This is a genomic window from Flavivirga aquatica, assembly GCF_001747085.1.
GTDB lineage: Bacteria > Bacteroidota > Bacteroidia > Flavobacteriales > Flavobacteriaceae > Algibacter_C > Algibacter_C aquatica.
Map to the genome: position 1 here is coordinate 138,754 of NZ_MDJD01000048.1, position 17,908 is coordinate 156,661.

General features: G+C 30.8%; 12 protein-coding genes. 9 read left to right on the top strand and 3 right to left on the bottom strand.

All coding sequences use genetic code 11. The annotated features are described in order from the left end of the window. The first annotated feature begins 250 nt into the window (after window positions 1-250). The 3 genes from A8C32_RS13150 (at window position 251) to A8C32_RS13160 (ending at window position 1,807) form a co-directional block, all read left to right on the top strand. A complete protein-coding gene (locus tag A8C32_RS13150) occupies window positions 251-1,000 on the top strand; it encodes an SDR family NAD(P)-dependent oxidoreductase (protein ID WP_069830891.1) in 750 nt (249 codons plus the stop codon). 102 nt (window positions 1,001-1,102) lie between these two features. Further along, the gene (locus tag A8C32_RS13155) at window positions 1,103-1,396 is read left to right on the top strand and encodes a carboxymuconolactone decarboxylase family protein (RefSeq protein ID WP_240491743.1); all 294 of its coding nucleotides are present in this window, start codon (window positions 1,103-1,105) and stop codon (window positions 1,394-1,396) included. 165 nt (window positions 1,397-1,561) lie between these two features. Continuing rightward, the gene (locus A8C32_RS13160) at window positions 1,562-1,807 is read left to right on the top strand and encodes a winged helix-turn-helix domain-containing protein (protein ID WP_069830893.1); all 246 of its coding nucleotides are present in this window, start codon (window positions 1,562-1,564) and stop codon (window positions 1,805-1,807) included. A 273-nt stretch (window positions 1,808-2,080) separates the two neighbouring features. Here the strand turns inward: A8C32_RS13160 and A8C32_RS13165 are convergent, their stop codons facing one another. After that, window positions 2,081-10,615, bottom strand: coding sequence for a non-ribosomal peptide synthetase (locus tag A8C32_RS13165; RefSeq protein ID WP_083253345.1), 8,535 nt, complete (start codon window positions 10,613-10,615; stop codon window positions 2,081-2,083). An 823-nt stretch (window positions 10,616-11,438) separates the two neighbouring features. Here A8C32_RS13165 and A8C32_RS13170 point away from each other — a divergent pair. The 6 genes from A8C32_RS13170 to A8C32_RS13195 all read left to right on the top strand — a co-directional run bounded on the left by A8C32_RS13170 (window position 11,439) and on the right by A8C32_RS13195 (window position 16,045). Then, window positions 11,439-12,215 (top strand): T9SS type A sorting domain-containing protein, encoded by a 777-nt coding sequence (locus A8C32_RS13170; protein ID WP_069830895.1) that lies wholly within the window; start codon window positions 11,439-11,441, stop codon window positions 12,213-12,215. 95 nt (window positions 12,216-12,310) lie between these two features. Further along, window positions 12,311-13,078, top strand: a complete 768-nt coding sequence (locus A8C32_RS13175) for a T9SS type A sorting domain-containing protein (RefSeq protein WP_069830896.1) — start codon at window positions 12,311-12,313, stop codon at window positions 13,076-13,078. Between the two features lie 153 nt (window positions 13,079-13,231). Further along, complete coding sequence (locus tag A8C32_RS13180; RefSeq protein WP_240491744.1) at window positions 13,232-14,068, top strand: zinc-dependent peptidase; 837 nt, start codon at window positions 13,232-13,234, stop codon at window positions 14,066-14,068. Window positions 14,069-14,130: 62 nt separating this feature from the next. Continuing rightward, a complete protein-coding gene (locus A8C32_RS13185; RefSeq protein WP_069830897.1) occupies window positions 14,131-14,691 on the top strand; it encodes a TetR/AcrR family transcriptional regulator in 561 nt (186 codons plus the stop codon). A 57-nt stretch (window positions 14,692-14,748) separates the two neighbouring features. Beyond that, window positions 14,749-15,114, top strand: coding sequence for a DsrE family protein (locus A8C32_RS13190; protein ID WP_069830898.1), 366 nt, complete (start codon window positions 14,749-14,751; stop codon window positions 15,112-15,114). Window positions 15,115-15,127: 13 nt separating this feature from the next. Next, a complete protein-coding gene (locus A8C32_RS13195) occupies window positions 15,128-16,045 on the top strand; it encodes a pyridoxamine 5'-phosphate oxidase family protein (protein ID WP_069830899.1) in 918 nt (305 codons plus the stop codon). A gap of 19 nt (window positions 16,046-16,064) precedes the next feature. On the opposite strand, the gene rpe is transcribed toward A8C32_RS13195, so the two are convergent. Next, window positions 16,065-16,727, bottom strand: coding sequence for a ribulose-phosphate 3-epimerase (rpe, locus tag A8C32_RS13200; protein ID WP_069830900.1), 663 nt, complete (start codon window positions 16,725-16,727; stop codon window positions 16,065-16,067). 176 nt (window positions 16,728-16,903) lie between these two features. Continuing rightward, complete coding sequence (locus A8C32_RS13205; RefSeq protein ID WP_034041378.1) at window positions 16,904-17,767, bottom strand: sigma-70 family RNA polymerase sigma factor; 864 nt, start codon at window positions 17,765-17,767, stop codon at window positions 16,904-16,906. Between the last annotated feature and the right edge of the window lie 141 nt (window positions 17,768-17,908).

Consider the following 17,908-nt stretch of genomic DNA (forward strand, 5'->3'; position numbering starts at 1 on the left):
GATGGTACCGCTTGGGCTCACGATTATACTCAAAACGCTTTAAACTAAATGTTTAAAGCATTTTTGTTTTACCTGATTCGTTATATTTATTTAAGTTACTTGATGTCAATACAATAAAGGTTTAAAATTTTATTATTTATTCATTTAATTTCCTTTAATTACCATTCATTCTCTTTTTTCTACTATTTATGAAATTCCATTTCTAGTACTTTTGTGTTATTAATTTAAATAAACATTAAAAGAGATAATTATGAGTAAAAGAGCATTAATTGTAGGAGGAAGTAGCGGTATAGGAAGAGCAGCTGCGGAAATGTTATTAAAACAAGGTTGTGAAGTACATGTTGTAGGAACTAACGATTCAAAACTAGAAGCTTTTAGAAGCGAAGCAAATGGTAATTTGCACACACACAAAGTAGATATTACAAACGCTGCACAAGTAGAAGAATTAAATGCAACAATTAATAGCTTTGATAACCTTGATTATTTGGTTAACGCATCAGGTATTTTTGGCCCTAAAGCATTTTTAGATCATACTACTGCAGATTATGATTCTTACCAAGACCTTAATAGAGGATTCTTTTTTATTACCCAAGCGGCGGCTAAAAAAATGAGTAAAACTAAAGGTGGAGCTATTGTAAATGTAGGTTCTATGTGGGCGAAACAAGCTGTTAAAGCGACGCCATCTTCTGCATACTCTATGCAAAAAGCAGGTTTACATTCGTTAACACAACATCTTGCTATGGAACTTGCAGATCATAAAATACGTGTAAATGCAGTATCTCCAGCAGTAGTTGAAACTCCTGTTTACTATAGCGTTTTTGGTGGAAGAACTGAAGCGCAAGAAGGATTGAAAGGATTTGATGCTTTTCACCCAATAGGTCGTAATGGACAAGCACAAGATGTTGCTAATACTATAGCTTATTTATTATCTGATAAAGCGGGATGGGTAACTGGAGCTATATGGGATACCGATGGTGGTGTCATGGCTGGAAGAAATTAAGAGAAAATTAAAATAACTAGAATGCAGGTAAACACTTCACCTAAAGCCATTCTTTTTGATATAGGCTTACCTGCTCTTTATAAAATATAGATCATGTACGATATGAATAGCCTAAAAAAGTTAGGCGCATTAGGAAAAAATGCTGAGGCTGGAATGAAAGCTTTTCAAGCATTAGATGAAGCTGCACTTGCAGATGGAGCAATCCCAAAAAAGTATAAAGAATTAATAGCACTTGCTGTAGCGCTCACTACGCAATGCCCTTATTGTCTTGAAATACATAAAAAACACGCCATAGAAGCTGGAGCAACACCAGAAGAATTAGCAGAAACAACTTTTGTAGCAGCTGCTTTACGCGCTGGTGCAGCTGTAGTACACGGAACACATTTAATGGAATAAAAAAATGACAAAATAAAACACAGCTAAATATATTATAGTAGGTGCTGGTCTTTCTGGTCTCACGTCTGTTTATCTTTTTGATAAGTTAAATGAGACCAGTTTTATTTATAACCTACAGACCGTATAGGCGGACGTAATTATAATATTTATGGTTTTATTTTTCGTATGAAACGTAAAATCACAGAAGAAGTCCATGATGGTTTATCAGAGCGGCTTAATGACCAAGAACAAGGGTTCTTGAGTTATGTACAAGCGGTTCAATGGGTAAAAGAGACCTATGGTATTGAATATAAATACAATACTTTAAGGGATTATATGATTGATTTTTTTGGCACTAAAATAAAACAACCTAGAAAATCACACATAAAAAAATCACAAGAAGCTGTGACTGATTTTTTAAAACTTACCTGATTGCTTAAAACAAATTAAATTAAGTCTAAATAAAGATAGGTACACAGATATTAACCTATATTTTCAAGATGAAGCTAGATTTGGTTTAATGACTCATTTACGAAGTATAATTACTGCTAAAGGTGTCCCTTCATTAGTTAATTTTAAACAAGAATTAAAAAACACTTATATTTATATGGCAGCTATTTAAAAAAATAAAATAGCCTGTGATATATCATATCACAGGCTATTAATTGATCTAATTATTAGATCAATTAATTTTGAGATGTCTTTTTAATAGGACATCATCATTTCTTTATCATTAGATGCTTTAATAACTTTAGAAATATTTTTAACATGAGGAAGGTTTAACAACGTCATATGGCTTCCTGTTGTATTATATACAGTTATTTCTCCATGAGTTACTTGTTCCCAACCATAACTAGCTCCGGCTGTTAGGATTTCTTCTTTAGCTTTGAACAAGGTTACTGGTACTTTGTATTTTTCGCCCAGGATTGGAGTATAGGAGTTCCAGATTTTATGTTGATGTAAAAATATATTTATAAATTTTTTAAAATCTGATTTATTCATTACTTCAAACCCCAATTGCGCTAATTCATTATAAACACAATCCAGTTGCTCATTATATGTTTTAGATTCCAGTTCTCGTTCTGTGATTGTAAAAGTTACTTCTGTTTGATGTAAAAAAGCATTAGCCATTATATCAAGTATCTCAATCATGTTTTTTGAAAAAGAAGTAGAAAGTTGCCTTTGGGGGTTGTCATTTATAATAGAAGCATAAGGCATACCATCAAAAGACATGATTTCTGTTACTTCATACCCTTTTTCTTGTAATTGAAGCACCATTTCGTGAGCCACATTTGCTCCCATAGAATACCCTGCTAATCGATAAGGACCAGAAGGATCTATTTGTTGCATATCTATAATATTTTGAGTAGCAATTTCCTCAATACTATTATGTGCAGTAGTTATATCATCTAACCCGTAAGCTTGAAATCCATATAGTGTATATTCTTCTTGCAATAAATTAGCAAATTCATAAAAAGAAACAATATTACCACCAGCACCTGGCGCACAGAATATTTTTTTCTCTTTGTCTTCCTTTTCTTTACTAATTCTAACAAGACCGGAAGGTATTCTAAATGCTTCTTTATTATCTATTAAGTTACTAAAAACGTGTATTGTAGGATACTGAAAAAGTTGTTGAACCTTAACTTCTTGTTGGAATTTTTGCTTTATTATAGAAATTAATCGAATTGCAGATAAAGAATTTCCGCCTAGTTCGAAGAAATTATCATAAACGCTAATTTTATCGATTTCCAAGAACTCCTGCCAGATTTTTGTTAATTCTAGTTCTGTTAATGTCGATGGAGCCACATAATCCTCGGTATGGTAGGCATCTTTGTCAGGAACAGGTAATGCTTTTTTGTCGATCTTGCCATTAGAGGTTATTGGTAGTTTATCTAAGATAACATATACCTTAGGTATCATGTATTCGGGTAACTGTTCTTGTAATGCATTTTGTATATCCTTAGTGTTCAGTTTATTTTTTGAAACAAGGTAAGCTACAAGTTGTTTGTTCTCTTTTTGATCTTCTCGTGCGAGTACTACAGATTGCTGTATCTCATCAAATTGATCTAAAGTTGATTCAATTTCTCCCAATTCAATACGGTATCCTCGTATTTTTACTTGGTCATCTTTTCTACCAATAAATTCAATGTTTCCATCTGGAAGCCATTTTGCTAAATCTCCTGTTTTATATAAGCGTTCACCATTTTTTAAAGGATGCGCTATAAATTTTTCTTTAGTCAATGCTTCTTGGTTGAGGTAACCTTTTGCTAAAGCATCTCCAGCTACACATAATTCTCCAACTACGCCAATAGGAACAAGTGAAAGTTTATGATTTAAAATGTAGAGTTCTGAATTATGAATAGGCGTACCTATAGGAGGTAGGTAAGGCGCTGTTTTTATATCTGAAATTTTATAACTACTAACAACGTGGGTTTCTGAAGGACCATATTGATTGATCAATTGACACCCACAATTGTTTATAAAGTTCCTAATTTCTGTACTTACCTGTAATTGCTCACCAGCAGTAATGATCTCCTTTAATGAACTTGGATATATTGATTGAACTTTAGCAGATAATGCTAAACTTTCCAATACAACAAATGGAACAAATACATGCGTAATGTGATTAGTAGAGATCTTTTCTAGAAGCATAATCGTGTCTTTGCGTTCTTGTTCTGTTACTAAAACTAATTTTTGACCAAAACAAAGTGTACTAAATATTTCTTGAAAACTCACATCAAAATTAATACTAGCAAATTGTAATACAGAGCGTTCTAAGTGGTCTATAAATTGACTTTCTTGCCATTGTAATAAATTAACTAAAGCTTTATTGCCCATAGTTACTCCTTTAGGAACTCCTGTAGAACCAGATGTGAAAAGCACATAAACAGAGTCTTCTGAATGGTATTTTAAGTTAAGAGGAGCTACATCTATTTTGTTTGTAGATACATTATTTATATCGATTATACTGATCGTATCTAGATTAATAAAAGTTTCTAAGTTAGATTTAGAAGTGCTTAATATATTATTTAATTGAGATTCTTTAATAATACTTTGAAGACGTTGTTTGGGATAATTAGGATCTAAAGAAACATAGGCACTTCGTGTTTTTAAAATCGCTAAAATAGAAATAATCATATCAACAGATCGATCCATACAAATACCTACAATACTGTTAGGTTCAACTTTATATTTGGTTATTAAATATTTAGCTAATTGGTTGGAGCGTTCATCTAATTCTTTATAGGTAAACTGTGTTTTGTTGAATACAACAGCAATAGCATCAGGCGTTTTAGTAGCTTGATGATTAAACATATCTATTATTGTTTGATTAGTAGGGTAATCCACTTTGGTGTCGTTAAAAAGATTCAACAATTGGTGTTCTTCTTCTTGGGCTAGATATGTTAATTCTCCTATATTTTCAATACCATTTACTATGTTTTTCATAACTTCCTGTATGTGCTCTAAAATCATGGAAACCATATCGTTTGTTATAACTTCATTATTATACATGATTTTAAAAGAAAGCCCTTCAGATGTATTAAAAATACTTAAAGAAAGTGTATAGTTGGTATGTTCTGTAGCGGTCATGTTTTCTATAGAGAAGCCTATTTCTTCTGCAGAAGACATTTGGTTTACAGGATAGTTCTCAAATACAACTAGACTATCAAATAACGATCCGTCTATAGTAGATTGTGACTCTATTTCACTTAATGAAAGATAGCTATACTCTTCTCTTCCAATTGTATGTGCTTCTTGAAGTTCTTGCAACCAATTCACAACTTTTTGATTCTCATCTATACGAGTACATACAGGAATGGTATTAATATAAAGACCTATTTTATTTTCTATCCCAGAAATATCAGAATCCCGTCCAGATACAGCAGTTCCAAAAGCTACATCTTGTTGACCCGTATATTTTGATAAAAGGTAGCTCCAAACTCCTTGTACAAATGTATTTACTGTAATGCGATGCGCTTCTGCAAAGCTATTTATCTCCTTACTAATTTTTAAAGGTAAAGCACATAGTTGCTCTGAGTTCCCTAAAACTTTATTACGTATAGAAGTGTCTTTTAGAAATGGTAAATAAGTGGGAGTAACTAGTGAAGATGTATATGCTTTCCAGTAAGATAAACCTTCTGTTTTGTTTTTTTGCATAAGATGGCGGATATGGTCACCATAATTATCCATATTAATGGAAGGTAAAGAAGCCTTGTTTTCTAAAAGTTGATAGTACTCCATAAAATTGGTCATAAGTTTTGCAAACGACCAGCCGTCCCATAAAATATGATGATTGGTAAATACCATACGGGTTCGGTTATCTTCTAATTTTAATAATGAAATTTTAAATAAAGGACCTTTGTCGAGTTGAAATGTTTGTTTATCTTCCTCTATAAAAGCTGTTATTTCACTAGATAGTGTTTCTTTAGAAAAATGACGATAGTCTAATACACTAATAGGGGCTTCTAGTTTTTTATATACACATTGTACAGGAATTTCTAGATGATCTGTAAAAATAGCTGTTCGTAAAATAGTATGCTGTTCCATTAGGTGTGACCAACTTTTGAGAAAAGAGGATGTTGAAAAATAACCTACTAAGTCACATTGAAACTGTACGACGTATGCAGACGGGTCTTCATGATATAAACTGTGAAATAACAAGCCTTCTTGTAAAGGACTTAATGGGTAAATGTCTGAAACTGTACTAGGATGAATAGCTAAGGATTGAAACTGTTGTAACTTTTTATAAGAAACACTTGCAGGTAAGTTATAATCACTTATTGTTTTTATTGGCTCTTCAATAGATTGACAATGGGTTACTATAGTATGCAATGCATCTATGTAAGCATCTGCTAGTTTATGTATTGTTTCTTCGCTATAGCGTTCTTCATGATAACTCCAGTTGATTTCTAAGGAATCTTTTAAAACAAGACTATTTATAGCTAACTTGTTTGGGTTTTTATTAGATAAACCTATATTAGAACCTGTTTTCTCATTAGCTAAATCAAATAAGCGTTCTTGTGCAGAATCAATTTGTTTATCAAAACTACCTAGATAATTAAAAATAATATCTTCGAAAGGTAACGATAAAGCAGATCGGTTTTTTTCTAACGGAGATAAATAACGTAAAACACCATACCCAATTCCTTTATTAGGTACGCCTCGTAACATATCTTTGGTAGTAGCAATAAGATCTCCTAACTCATCTTCTTGATCTGCAATATGCAGACATACTGGGTATAGACTTGTAAACCATCCTATTGTTCTATTTAAATCGACATCTGTAAATAATTCTTCTCTTCCATGTCCTTCTAGTGCTATCACTATTTTGTTTTTTGGTACCCAGTCTCTTAAGGCTAAAGATAATGCGCTTAACAGAAGGTCATTAATCTCTGTTCCATAAGAGCGATGAGTTTCTTGCATTAATAAACGAGTTATTGATGGTTTTAAAATCACTTTATGGTGTTTGGTTTCTTTATAGGTAACTTCGTTATTACAAGTAAAATCGGAAGGGATTGTTATGTGATGAGACAATACTTTTTTCCAATAATCTAATTCCACTGTCAAGGTAGCAGAAGATGCATATTCAGATAATTTAGTGATCCATTGTCGATATGAACTTCCTTTTTTAGGTAATGAAATTGTTTTTCCATTGGTTTGAGCTGTTAAAAGTGCTGTTAGATCTTCTAAAAGAATTCGCCAAGATACTCCATCTATTGCTAGATGATGGATGACAATAAGTAAACGGTGCGTGTCTTCTTCATCTGGAGTACGAATCCAAACAAAACGCATTAAGTCTCCATCAATAATATTAAGAGAGGCTTGATGTTTTGAGCATATTGCTGTGATTTCCATAACAGAAGAAACTTGTTCTTCAATTAGTATTGGATTGTAAGTCCCATACGTTTGTATAGGAAATTGAGAGTTTTCTTCATATTGATAGCGAAAACGTAATGCATCGTGATGATTTGAAAATATTGATAAAACTTTTTCTAAAGAATCTTTGGGAACTAGTTTTGAAACTTTAAGTAAAGCGGATTGGTTGTAATGATTATATTCTTGAAATTGTTTTTCAAAAAATTGTTGTTGGATAGGGTGTAAGGTTACTTCTCCTTCTAAAATACCGGTTTCTCGTAGTACTTCTTTTTCTTTTTGTAAATGAGAAACAATACCAAAAATATTTTGATAGTTAAATAAATCTTTAACTTTAAAATGTATACCATTAGCATTACTTAAACTTACAAGCTGAATGGCTTTAATTGAATCTCCACCTAATTCAAAAAAATTATCAAATACGCCTACTTTTTCAATTCCTAGTAGATCTTGCCAGATTTTTGTCATTAACTTTTCATCAGGAGTAGATGGAGCTACATAATTTTCTGTTTTTGGGGTATTCCCATCTGTGGTAGGCAAGGCCTTTTTGTCGATTTTACCGTTGGTGGTTAGTGGTAGTTCATCTAATTGCATATACAGTTTAGGTACCATATATTCGGGTAATTGCTCTTTTAATGTGTTTTGAATAATGTTAGTATCCAGTTGTTCTTTTGCTGTAAGATAAACGACCAGTTGTTTACTGCCTTTTTGATCTTCTTGTGCTAGCACTACCGATTGTTGTACTACTTCTAATTGATTAAGTGCTGCTTCAATTTCTCCCAGTTCAATACGGTATCCACGAATTTTTACTTGATTGTCTTTTCTCCCAATAAACTCTATATTTCCATCGGGTAACCATCTAGCCAAATCTCCAGTTTTATATAATACTTCGCCTTCCTTAAACGGGTGTGCTACAAATTTTTCTAGGGTTAATGCCTCACGGTTAAGGTATCCTCTGGCTAGTTGTAAACCACTAACACATAACTCTCCAATAACACTTATGGGAACAAGTTGCAAATCGGCATCTAAGATATAAGCTTGTGTATTCGATAATGGTTTCCCAATAGTAACTAAGCCATCATTATGCAAAGGAGTAAGAGAAAGTGTAGAACATACACTATTTTCTGTAGGGCCATACCCATTGATTACTTTTATCCCTTTAGACAGTAATTTCTTTGTTGTAGAAACATGTAAGGGTTCTCCAGCAGAAACAATAGTATTAAGGCCTATTAAAGAGTCACTCATTATTTGCTGATAAGAAGGCGGTAATGTTGCTATAGTCACTTGATTTTTGTTTAATATTTTTTCCATTTCTTCTTTTGAATGGATCATGTCTTCAGAAACTATAACAATACGTCCGCCTGAAAGTAAACTTGCATAAAGTTCAAACCCAAAAGCATCAAAAGAAATGGAAGCAAATTGTAGGGTACAATCATTTGGAGATAGTCCAAACTCTCTAATTTGAGTTAATGCTAGGTTTAGTATGCCTTTATGCTCGCATAAAACGCCTTTAGGAACTCCAGTAGTGCCAGAAGTATAGATGATATAGATTAATTGGTTTGGGAGTATAGAAATTCCTATTGCTGCTTTAGATAATTTGTCAATGACTAGAGTATCTATACAGATGCTATTTTTTATGGTCTTGTGTTCTTCAAAAAGATGGATAAGATTGGTTTGTGTAATGATAATCTTTGCTTTGATGTCTTCCAGTATAAAATCAATACGTTGTTGTGGATAAGCTGGATCAATTGGAACATATGCTCCTCCTGCTTTTAATATGCCTAGAACACCAATAACCATCTCCATTGATCGCTCTATGCATATAGGAATTAAGTTTTCTTTTGTAACTCCTATAATGATTAGATACCTCGCCAGTTGATTAGAACGTTCATCCAGTTCTTTATAAGTTAATTTTTTGTTATTGAAGACTAGTGCAATAGCGTCAGGGGTGTTTGCAACCTGTTTACTAAATAGGTCTATTACAGTTTGATTAGATGGGTAATAAGTCTTAGTGTTATTAAAAAACGATAGCAATTGGTATTCTTCTTCTTTAGGAAGAATTGAAATATCTTTTAGAGGTTTTTCTAAATCAAATTCAAATTGTCTAATGATAAAGAGGAGTCTATTGATAAGAAGCTGTATTTCTTCTTTATTAAAGTGTGTCGTCATATAGTCGACCTTTAACTCTAAAGGATATTCTTTTCCATAATCGCACCAACGTATAGACAAAGGGTTTTGTAAACCAGAAGTGCTTGTCATGTGTTTTATTTCTATGTCAATCCCTGAAGCCATTGACTCAGAAAATGCTAAGGGCTCATAGTTTATAATAACATCAAATATATGTTGACGATTTTCTGATAATAATTTAAGCGACCTATTAAGGTGTGAAATAGGATATTGTCGATGTCTAAAATCCATACGTTGGGATCGTTTGATCTCGGCAATACAATCTGATAGTACTTGGTCTGGATTATACTCTCCTTTATATGCTAGTACTGCGGCAAACATGCCTAATGTTTTTCGATCTTCCCTGCTGCCTCTATTGTGAATAGGGGTTCCTAAGCTAAATGTTTTTTGGTCTGTTGTTTTACCTAAGTATAGTAAGAGAGCAGCTATTGTAAATTGTGACAGACTTGCTTTTGTTTGTTCTGTTAACCTATCAAATAAAGCTCTGTCTAATGGAGATACAGATAAAGAGAACCTTTCTCCACCTTCTACAGAATTTTCTTTTTTGTTTTTAACAATGGATTTAGGAACAATAGCATATTTTTCTTTCCAATAAGTATCATCTTTAGTATATTGACTTGACTCTGAATACTCAATATTCTTTTGTATGGCTTTAAAATAAGAAGGGTATATTAAGTTAGATTGTTGACCTCCTTTAGATATTTTATCATATTCTTCTGTAACATGATTAATCATTATAGTAAAACCAAATCCATCTATGATTATATGATGGAAATAATGTAGCCACCAGTATTCATTTTTAGCTATTTTAATAAGAGCAAACTTATACAATTCTTCTTGCTGCAAGTCAAAAGCAGTATCAAATTGTTTTTGTATCCAACTCTTAGCTGTTTTTTTAGGGTTCTCTTGTAAAGAAAAATCTATTTCTTGTAAAGTTATTTTTTTAACCTGATTGTCTAAATAAATAGACGGTTTATCTTTGGAAAGGTCAAATCGAATAGAAAATACATCAAAATAGTTGGATAATTCATAGACTATACTTTTAAATAAGTTAGTATCTAAATCGCCTTTAAAAACAGAATAGCCACCTGTATTGTGTAAAGGACTTGTAGGATCCATCATTTGACCATAATAAATTTCTTGTTGTGCTAGATGGAGTTTTGTTCTCGAATTCATTGTTTTTTTTTGATTATTTAAGTAGGTTTTTTTTGCTTCAATAATAGGTTTTTTCTTTCAAAAAAAAACAAAATATTTCATGAATTTTGTAGGTAATTTAATACGATTATATTAGCTTGACTTTCAGTTTCTAATAATGCTTATTCTGGCTAAAACATCTTTATTTGAAAGTTTTTTTGAAATTTATCACTTGCTTTTCATTCGAAGAGACATCATTTATGAACGAAATGATTATTTTAATTAGCATGGTAAGGATATATTATAAGAATCTAAAAGAAGATAAATTTGGAATAGGATTACCTAAAATGGGGTGTCAATTATTTGGTTATATTCTTTACAAAATTCATCAATAGGATAAAAATGTTTCTGTAATTTTAGAGTAGAATATCTTAAATAGATTTTTAGATAAAAAAAATGAATTTAAATGCTTTAATTTGATAAAAGCCGACCTTTTTTACTACAAAAAATCTACTAAATATTAATCGAATTCAAGTTTTTAAGAATATTCTGGAGTTTCTAATTAGTATATTATAAGACTTTGTCAAAACCTGATATCAGGTTTTATATAAATAATTTTAAATTTCGACTCTTAGGTTTAGAGTTTCGAATTTCTTTGTGGTTACGAATAACAAAAAACTATAATTTGGTTTACTTGTTGAATAATGGATTATTTGCAAGAAAATAACAGTTAATTTAGGGATTTTAATTACAAATAAATGAATTTTTGTTGATGTCGTATTATTTTATGTTTTTAATAACATTTATTTTTTTCTGTTAGTAGTTATATATGTTAGATTTGAGAAACTAACAATTTAAAATAAACATGAAAAAAACTAAATTATTAAAAAAAATCATTTTTTTATCTGCTATTATTGGCTCCAACACAATGACAGCACAAACTTATAAGTTTTCAGAAGCTAATAATGTAGAAGGCTTCGTAATTCACACGGAATTTAGTACGGTCGAGCAAGCTGATATGGTAGGCACAGATGGGGTGATGATTTTTAACATGCCAGACCCAAGTGATCTTGTACCTACTTCTATGCGAGTTGACCAATCAGGTATTATAGATGCAACTAATAATAAATTTTTATCTATTAGATTGCAAAATAATACAGACGTAACAAATTTAAGGTTGAAAATTCAGAGTACTCCTAGAGCTATATGGTCAGTTCCTATAACTCTAGATACTAATACATCTGAATTAAAAACGTATACGCTTGAAATAAAAAATTCTGAGTGGACTGGCGATCTATCAAATGTTTTTTTTCAATTTAGAATACCTGGTCAGCGAATGCCAATTACAGGAACATCAATCGTTATAGATGAAATTTCATTTACTCCAACATTATCATCTAATGACGTAATTAAAGAAGATGTAAGCATTAAAATATTTCCTAGTCCAGTAAATGAGCAATTAAATGTAATTAGTACAAATACTATTGAAAAAATTGAGATTTATAATCTTTTAGGACAAAAAGTATTAGCTAATAAAAATAGTAAAACACTAAATGTAGCTAGTTTATTAAAAGGAGTATATATTGCCAAAATTTATCAAGAAGATAATCTTATTTCAACAAAACAAATAATTAAGCAATAAATTCAAGAATAGTTAAAAAAATAGTTAAAACTATATGATTTTAACTATTTTTTCATACATTTATTCCGTTAATAAACTAAAATTTAACTAATATTATGAAAAAAAAATTACTTAAAAGCGCTTTTGCTTTACTTATTTTTGCTGGGTTAAGCACTCAATTAAATGCCCAATCTTATACTTTTGATAGTGGTCTTGATGGATTTGTAGCATTTAGCTCTAATACGGTAGCGGCTACTACAGAATCTGGAAGATCTGTAATGGAGTTTGTTCCTTTGTCAGGAAATTTCCCTAGAATTGATCAAACTGGAGATATTGATGCTGGTACAAATGTATATATGAAAATTGTTATGAAAAATACATCTAACGCAACATCATTAAGATTAAGAGCTCGAGATTCAGGTAATTTTTGGTTATTAATGGAACCAGATTTCACAGCTGGAGATACAGATTATAAAACCTATAATTTTTTAATTACAGATGCTGCTGATAATTCTCCAGATTGGACTGGAACGGTAACAGGGCTTGATTTCCAATTTAGAGATGTTACTACTGGTAGTGCAGTTGCAATTACTGGTAGTATATTTATAGATGAAATTTCTTTTACTCCAACATTATCATCTAGCGATATAACTAAGGATGATGCAAGTCTTAAATTATTCCCTAGTCCAGCAAATGATGTATTAAATGTAAATACACCTAAAGTTATTGAAAAAATAGAGATTTATAATCTTTTAGGGCAAAATATCTTGTCTGTGAAAAATGCTAGCTCTATAACTGTTGGTAGTTTAGTTAAAGGTATTTATGTAGCAAAAGTTTTCCAAGAAGGAAATATAGTTTCTACTAAGAGATTCTTTAAGCTTTAAAACAATAAATATTAATTTAAAAAATTAATATTTATTTGTAACAAATTAAAATCCAGTGAATTTTAAATTCGCTGGATTTTTTATTTTATAAGTTTTTATTTCGAGTTATATAATTAACGTATTTTTATCCTAAATTAACTAATAACCTTTAATTTGACTATTCTTATTTTTGAAGATTTTAATATAAAAAACAAAATAATCTTTGGAGTTTTATTAGTTATACTTCTTTTTTTTATTTTTAAAGTAATAGAAAGAGGGTATGTGCTAATGTATAAAAAGCCTTTGTATAATCATTTTTATTTTTATTTAAAAGAACTTAATTTAGAACAAAAAAGTATTTTAAAAAATCAATTTTCATTTTATAAAAGACTTACTAAGAAAGAGAAAAAGTATTTTGAACATCGAGTATCGTTGTTTATTGAGGATAAAGAATTTATTGGAAGAGAAAATGTTTCTTTAACAGATGAAGTCAAGGTTTTAATTGCATCAACAGCAGTTATGCTTACATTTGGTTTTCGCAATTTTTATATAGGTTTTATTTCAAAAATTATTGTGTATCCCAAAGTATTTTATTCTAACACTAATAAAGCTTTTCATAAAGGAGAATTTAATCCAGGATTAAAAACATTAGTATTATCATGGGAAGATTTTAAGCTAGGTTTTCATGATGATAAAGACAATTTAAATTTAGGAATTCACGAATTCACACATGCTATACATCTCAACAGTAAGGATAAAAGAGATGTAAGCTCAATTATTTTTAATAATTCTTTTAAAGAATTGTCTCAATTATTATCTACAAATGAATCTTTAAGAAAAGAGTTAATAGCATCAGATTATTTTAGAGCATATGCCTTCACAAATCAATTTGAATTTTTGGCTGTTATTATTGAAAATTTCATTGAGACACCTAATGATTTTAAAGCTGAATTCCCTGAAATTTATTCTAAAGTAAAGCAGATGCTAAATTTTAATTTTGCTTGTTATTAGTTTTTTTACAAATTAATTACCGAACGTTTGGTATATTTGAATTTATTTTATATTTTTGAATTATGAGACCACAAAAAGTTGCAGATCATGTTTTACTAGAAAATATGATTTCGGTATTTCGTTTTAATGGATATGAAGGGGCAAGTTTGAATGATTTGGCAAACGCTTCTGGTTTAAAAAAAGCAAGTTTATATCACCGTTTCCCCAATGGAAAAAAAGAAATTGGAAGTGCAGTTTTGGCTTATATAACGGAAGGTATAACTAATAATATATATCAAGTTTTGGCTGACAAAAATGTTTCTGCTGATATACGTTTAAATACTGTTTTAGAAAATATTAATGAAGTATATGATGGAGGAAAAAATTCCTGTATTCTAAGAGTATTATCTATGGATTCTGGGTTAGAATTGTTTGGTGACCAAATAAAATTTAGTATGAATATATGGATAGATGCATTTACTTTGTTAGGTATTGATTTCGGGTCTACTAAAAAAGAAGCAAAAAGTAAGGCTAATAAAAGTTTAGTTTTAATACAGGGGAGTTTAGTTGTTACAAAGGCAATGTCAAGTTTAATACCTTTTCAAGAAGCATTAAAGGATTTAAGAAACTTGTATATAGAGTAAAAAAATTTAATTATTAATTATACCGAATATTCGGTAAATAACTATAAATATTTTAAAATGAGTAAAACAGCAATTATTATACTTTCAGATCCAAAGATTGGAACTGATGAAGCTACTGGAAGATTATTAAATGGGTTAGCAGCAGCATATGATTTTAAAACAGCAGGAGAAGATGTGAAAATATTATTTCATGGTACGGCAACAAGATGGCCAGAACAACTTCAAAACGAAGCACATCCAGGTCATAAGATTTATAAACTTATTGAAGATAAAATTGAGGGCGTTTCTGCAGCATGTTCTGAGGTTTGGGGAGCAAATCCATCAGGTTTAGATTTGATTACAGGAAATAACATCCCAGGTACGGCAGGTTTACCAAGCATGGTCAAGCTTCAAAAAGAAGGGTATTCGATTCTCATTTTTTAAAAAATTAAGAACAATGGGACATACATATCATAAGGGAGAACTCAAGATACAAGAAAAATTTGGAGAACAAAAAATAGCTGATAGAGCAGGTAGAATGATTAATAATGCAATCATTCCAGGAGCTTCAGCATTTATAGAAAATCAGAATTCTTGTATTATTAGTAGCATGGATATTAATAACAATGTGTGGATTTCGCTCTTAGTAGGAGAAATTGGTTTTGTTGAAGTTCCAGATTTAACAAATCTATTTTTTAGAAGTAAAAAAATAACAAGTTCAGATACAGATATTTTTTACGATAATATAAAAGAGAACCCAAATGTAGGTTCTCTTTTTATTGAATTTAGTTCAAGACGTAGATATCGTATTAATGGAAAAGTAATTACTAATGCTATAGGTATAGGGTTAAATATTGAAGAAGCTTACCCTAATTGTCCAAAATACATACAGCGAAGATTATCCGCAGTATCAAAAATACTAGAAGCTAATGCGCCTTCAATTAAATCAGGAGAATCATTATCTCAGTTACATATAGATTGGATAACTAAATCTGATACACTATTTGTAGGCACAGTAGATAGCACTAATAGCTTAGATGCATCTCATAGAGGCGGGAAGGAAGGTTTTGTTGAGGTTTTAGATGACAATACTTTAAAGATCCCCGATTATAAAGGGAACAAGATGTATAATACTTTAGGCAACATCCTAGAGAATAAAAATGCTGGTTTATTATTTATTGATTTTGAAAAAAAACGAACACTTCAGCTTACCGGTAAGGCCGAATTATTATTTGACCAAACGACTGAAGCAGATCATTTAAAAACAACAGGCACTGGTCGTTATTGGTTATTTAAAACTAAAGCATGGATTCAAACAGATAATCATCATCAAATGGAATGGGAGTTTTTAGATGCTTCACCTTTAAACCCATAAATAATAACAGATAAATGAATTATGAATTAGCAATTGCTTTTAAACCTTTCACAGTTTCTAGTTGGTTACTACTCTTAAAGACATAACTTCCAGCAACTAATACATCTGCACCAGCATCTACTAATCGTTTAGCATTTTTATCGGTAACGCCACCATCAATTTCAATTTGAGTATTTGCACCTTTGCGTACTATTAATTCTTTTAGTTGTTTTACTTTATTGTATGTGTTTTCTATAAAATTTTGTCCACCAAAACCAGGATTAACACTCATAATACATACTAAATCAAGATCATTAATAGTATCTTCTAAAAGATTAATGTTTGTATGCGGGTTAAGAGCTACTCCAGCTTTCATTCCTTCAGCTTTAATAGCCTGTAATGTTCTGTGTAAATGAGTACAAGCTTCATAATGGACAGTAAGTACATCACTACCTAATTCAGCAAAAGTTTTTATATATCTGTCAGGATCAACAATCATTAAATGTACATCAATAGTCTTTTTAGCATGTTCAGTAATGGCTTTTAAAACAGGCATTCCAAATGATATGTTTGGAACAAATACGCCATCCATAATATCAATATGAAACCAATCTGCTTCACTATTGTTAACCATTTCTATATCACGTTGAAGGTTTGCAAAATCTGCTGCAAGAACTGAGGGAGCTATTAATTTAGAAGACATAATTAATTTTAATTTTTTGCAAAGATACTAAAGTCTTTTTCTTTGGAAAGCTATTTGCGAATAGAAAAAATAAACCCTCGGTAATCAGCCGAGGGTTCTTTCATCAATCAAAAAACGAACAGTTATGAGTAACTGTTTGCTACTGTAATTTAGTCGTAATTATTAATAATAAATTACTAACCTAAATAAGTTTTTAATATTTTACTTCTAGAAGTGTGTTTTAATCTTCTTATAGCTTTTTCTTTAATTTGTCTTACACGCTCACGTGTTAAATCAAATGTTTCACCAATTTCTTCAAGAGTCATTGGGTGTTGGTTTCCTAAGCCAAAGTATAAGCGAATTACATCTGCTTCACGAGGTGTTAATGTTTCTAAAGCACGTTCAATTTCAGTACGTAAAGATTCGTGTAATAATTCTCTATCAGGGTTTGGAGATTCACCACTATTTAGTACATCGTATAAGTTAGAATCTTCACCTTCAACTAAAGGCGCATCCATACTTACATGACGTCCTGAGTTTTTCATCGATTCTTTAACATCATTGATAGTCATGTCAAGCTCTTTGGCTATTTCTTCTGCACTTGGAGGGCGTTCATGACTTTGCTCTAAAAAGGCAAATGTTTTATTAATTTTATTTATAGAGCCAATTTTATTTAGAGGTAAGCGTACAATACGAGATTGTTCTGCTAAAGCTTGTAAAATTGACTGACGAATCCACCAAACAGCATAAGATATAAATTTAAAACCACGTGTTTCATCAAAACGTTGTGCAGCTTTTATTAAACCTAAGTTCCCTTCATTAATTAAATCTGGTAACGTTAAACCTTGATTTTGATACTGTTTAGCTACCGATACAACAAAACGTAAATTAGCTTTTGTTAATTTTTCTAAAGCGATTTGATCACCAGCCTTAATACGTTGAGCTAATTCAACTTCTTCATCTGCGGTAATTAAGTCTACCTTTCCAATTTCCTGTAAGTATTTATCTAACGAAGCGGTTTCTCTATTGGTTACCTGCTTCGTAATTTTAAGTTGTCTCATTTAATGTTCTCCTGTAATTTTGTTAGTGAATATTAAGGGCATTCAATGGTTATACGTATATATGTCTAATAATGTTACAAAAAAGTTTTAAATTATTTTTTGTTTTCTAGTTTTTAGACCCTAATAACTTTTAAAAGTCAC

What these genes read in the sequence shown, in the direction of transcription:
- A8C32_RS13150 (WP_069830891.1), top strand. Translation starts at nt 251, where the DNA reads ATGAGTAAAAGAGCATTAATTGTAGGAGGAAGTAGCGGTATAGGAAGA.
- A8C32_RS13155 (WP_240491743.1), top strand. Translation starts at nt 1,103, where the DNA reads ATGAATAGCCTAAAAAAGTTAGGCGCATTAGGAAAAAATGCTGAGGCT.
- A8C32_RS13160 (WP_069830893.1), top strand. Translation starts at nt 1,562, where the DNA reads ATGAAACGTAAAATCACAGAAGAAGTCCATGATGGTTTATCAGAGCGG.
- A8C32_RS13165 (WP_083253345.1), bottom strand. Translation starts at nt 10,615, where the DNA reads ATGAATTCGAGAACAAAACTCCATCTAGCACAACAAGAAATTTATTAT.
- A8C32_RS13170 (WP_069830895.1), top strand. Translation starts at nt 11,439, where the DNA reads ATGAAAAAAACTAAATTATTAAAAAAAATCATTTTTTTATCTGCTATT.
- A8C32_RS13175 (WP_069830896.1), top strand. Translation starts at nt 12,311, where the DNA reads ATGAAAAAAAAATTACTTAAAAGCGCTTTTGCTTTACTTATTTTTGCT.
- A8C32_RS13185 (WP_069830897.1), top strand. Translation starts at nt 14,131, where the DNA reads ATGAGACCACAAAAAGTTGCAGATCATGTTTTACTAGAAAATATGATT.
- A8C32_RS13190 (WP_069830898.1), top strand. Translation starts at nt 14,749, where the DNA reads ATGAGTAAAACAGCAATTATTATACTTTCAGATCCAAAGATTGGAACT.
- A8C32_RS13195 (WP_069830899.1), top strand. Translation starts at nt 15,128, where the DNA reads ATGGGACATACATATCATAAGGGAGAACTCAAGATACAAGAAAAATTT.
- rpe (WP_069830900.1), bottom strand. Translation starts at nt 16,727, where the DNA reads ATGTCTTCTAAATTAATAGCTCCCTCAGTTCTTGCAGCAGATTTTGCA.
- A8C32_RS13205 (WP_034041378.1), bottom strand. Translation starts at nt 17,767, where the DNA reads ATGAGACAACTTAAAATTACGAAGCAGGTAACCAATAGAGAAACCGCT.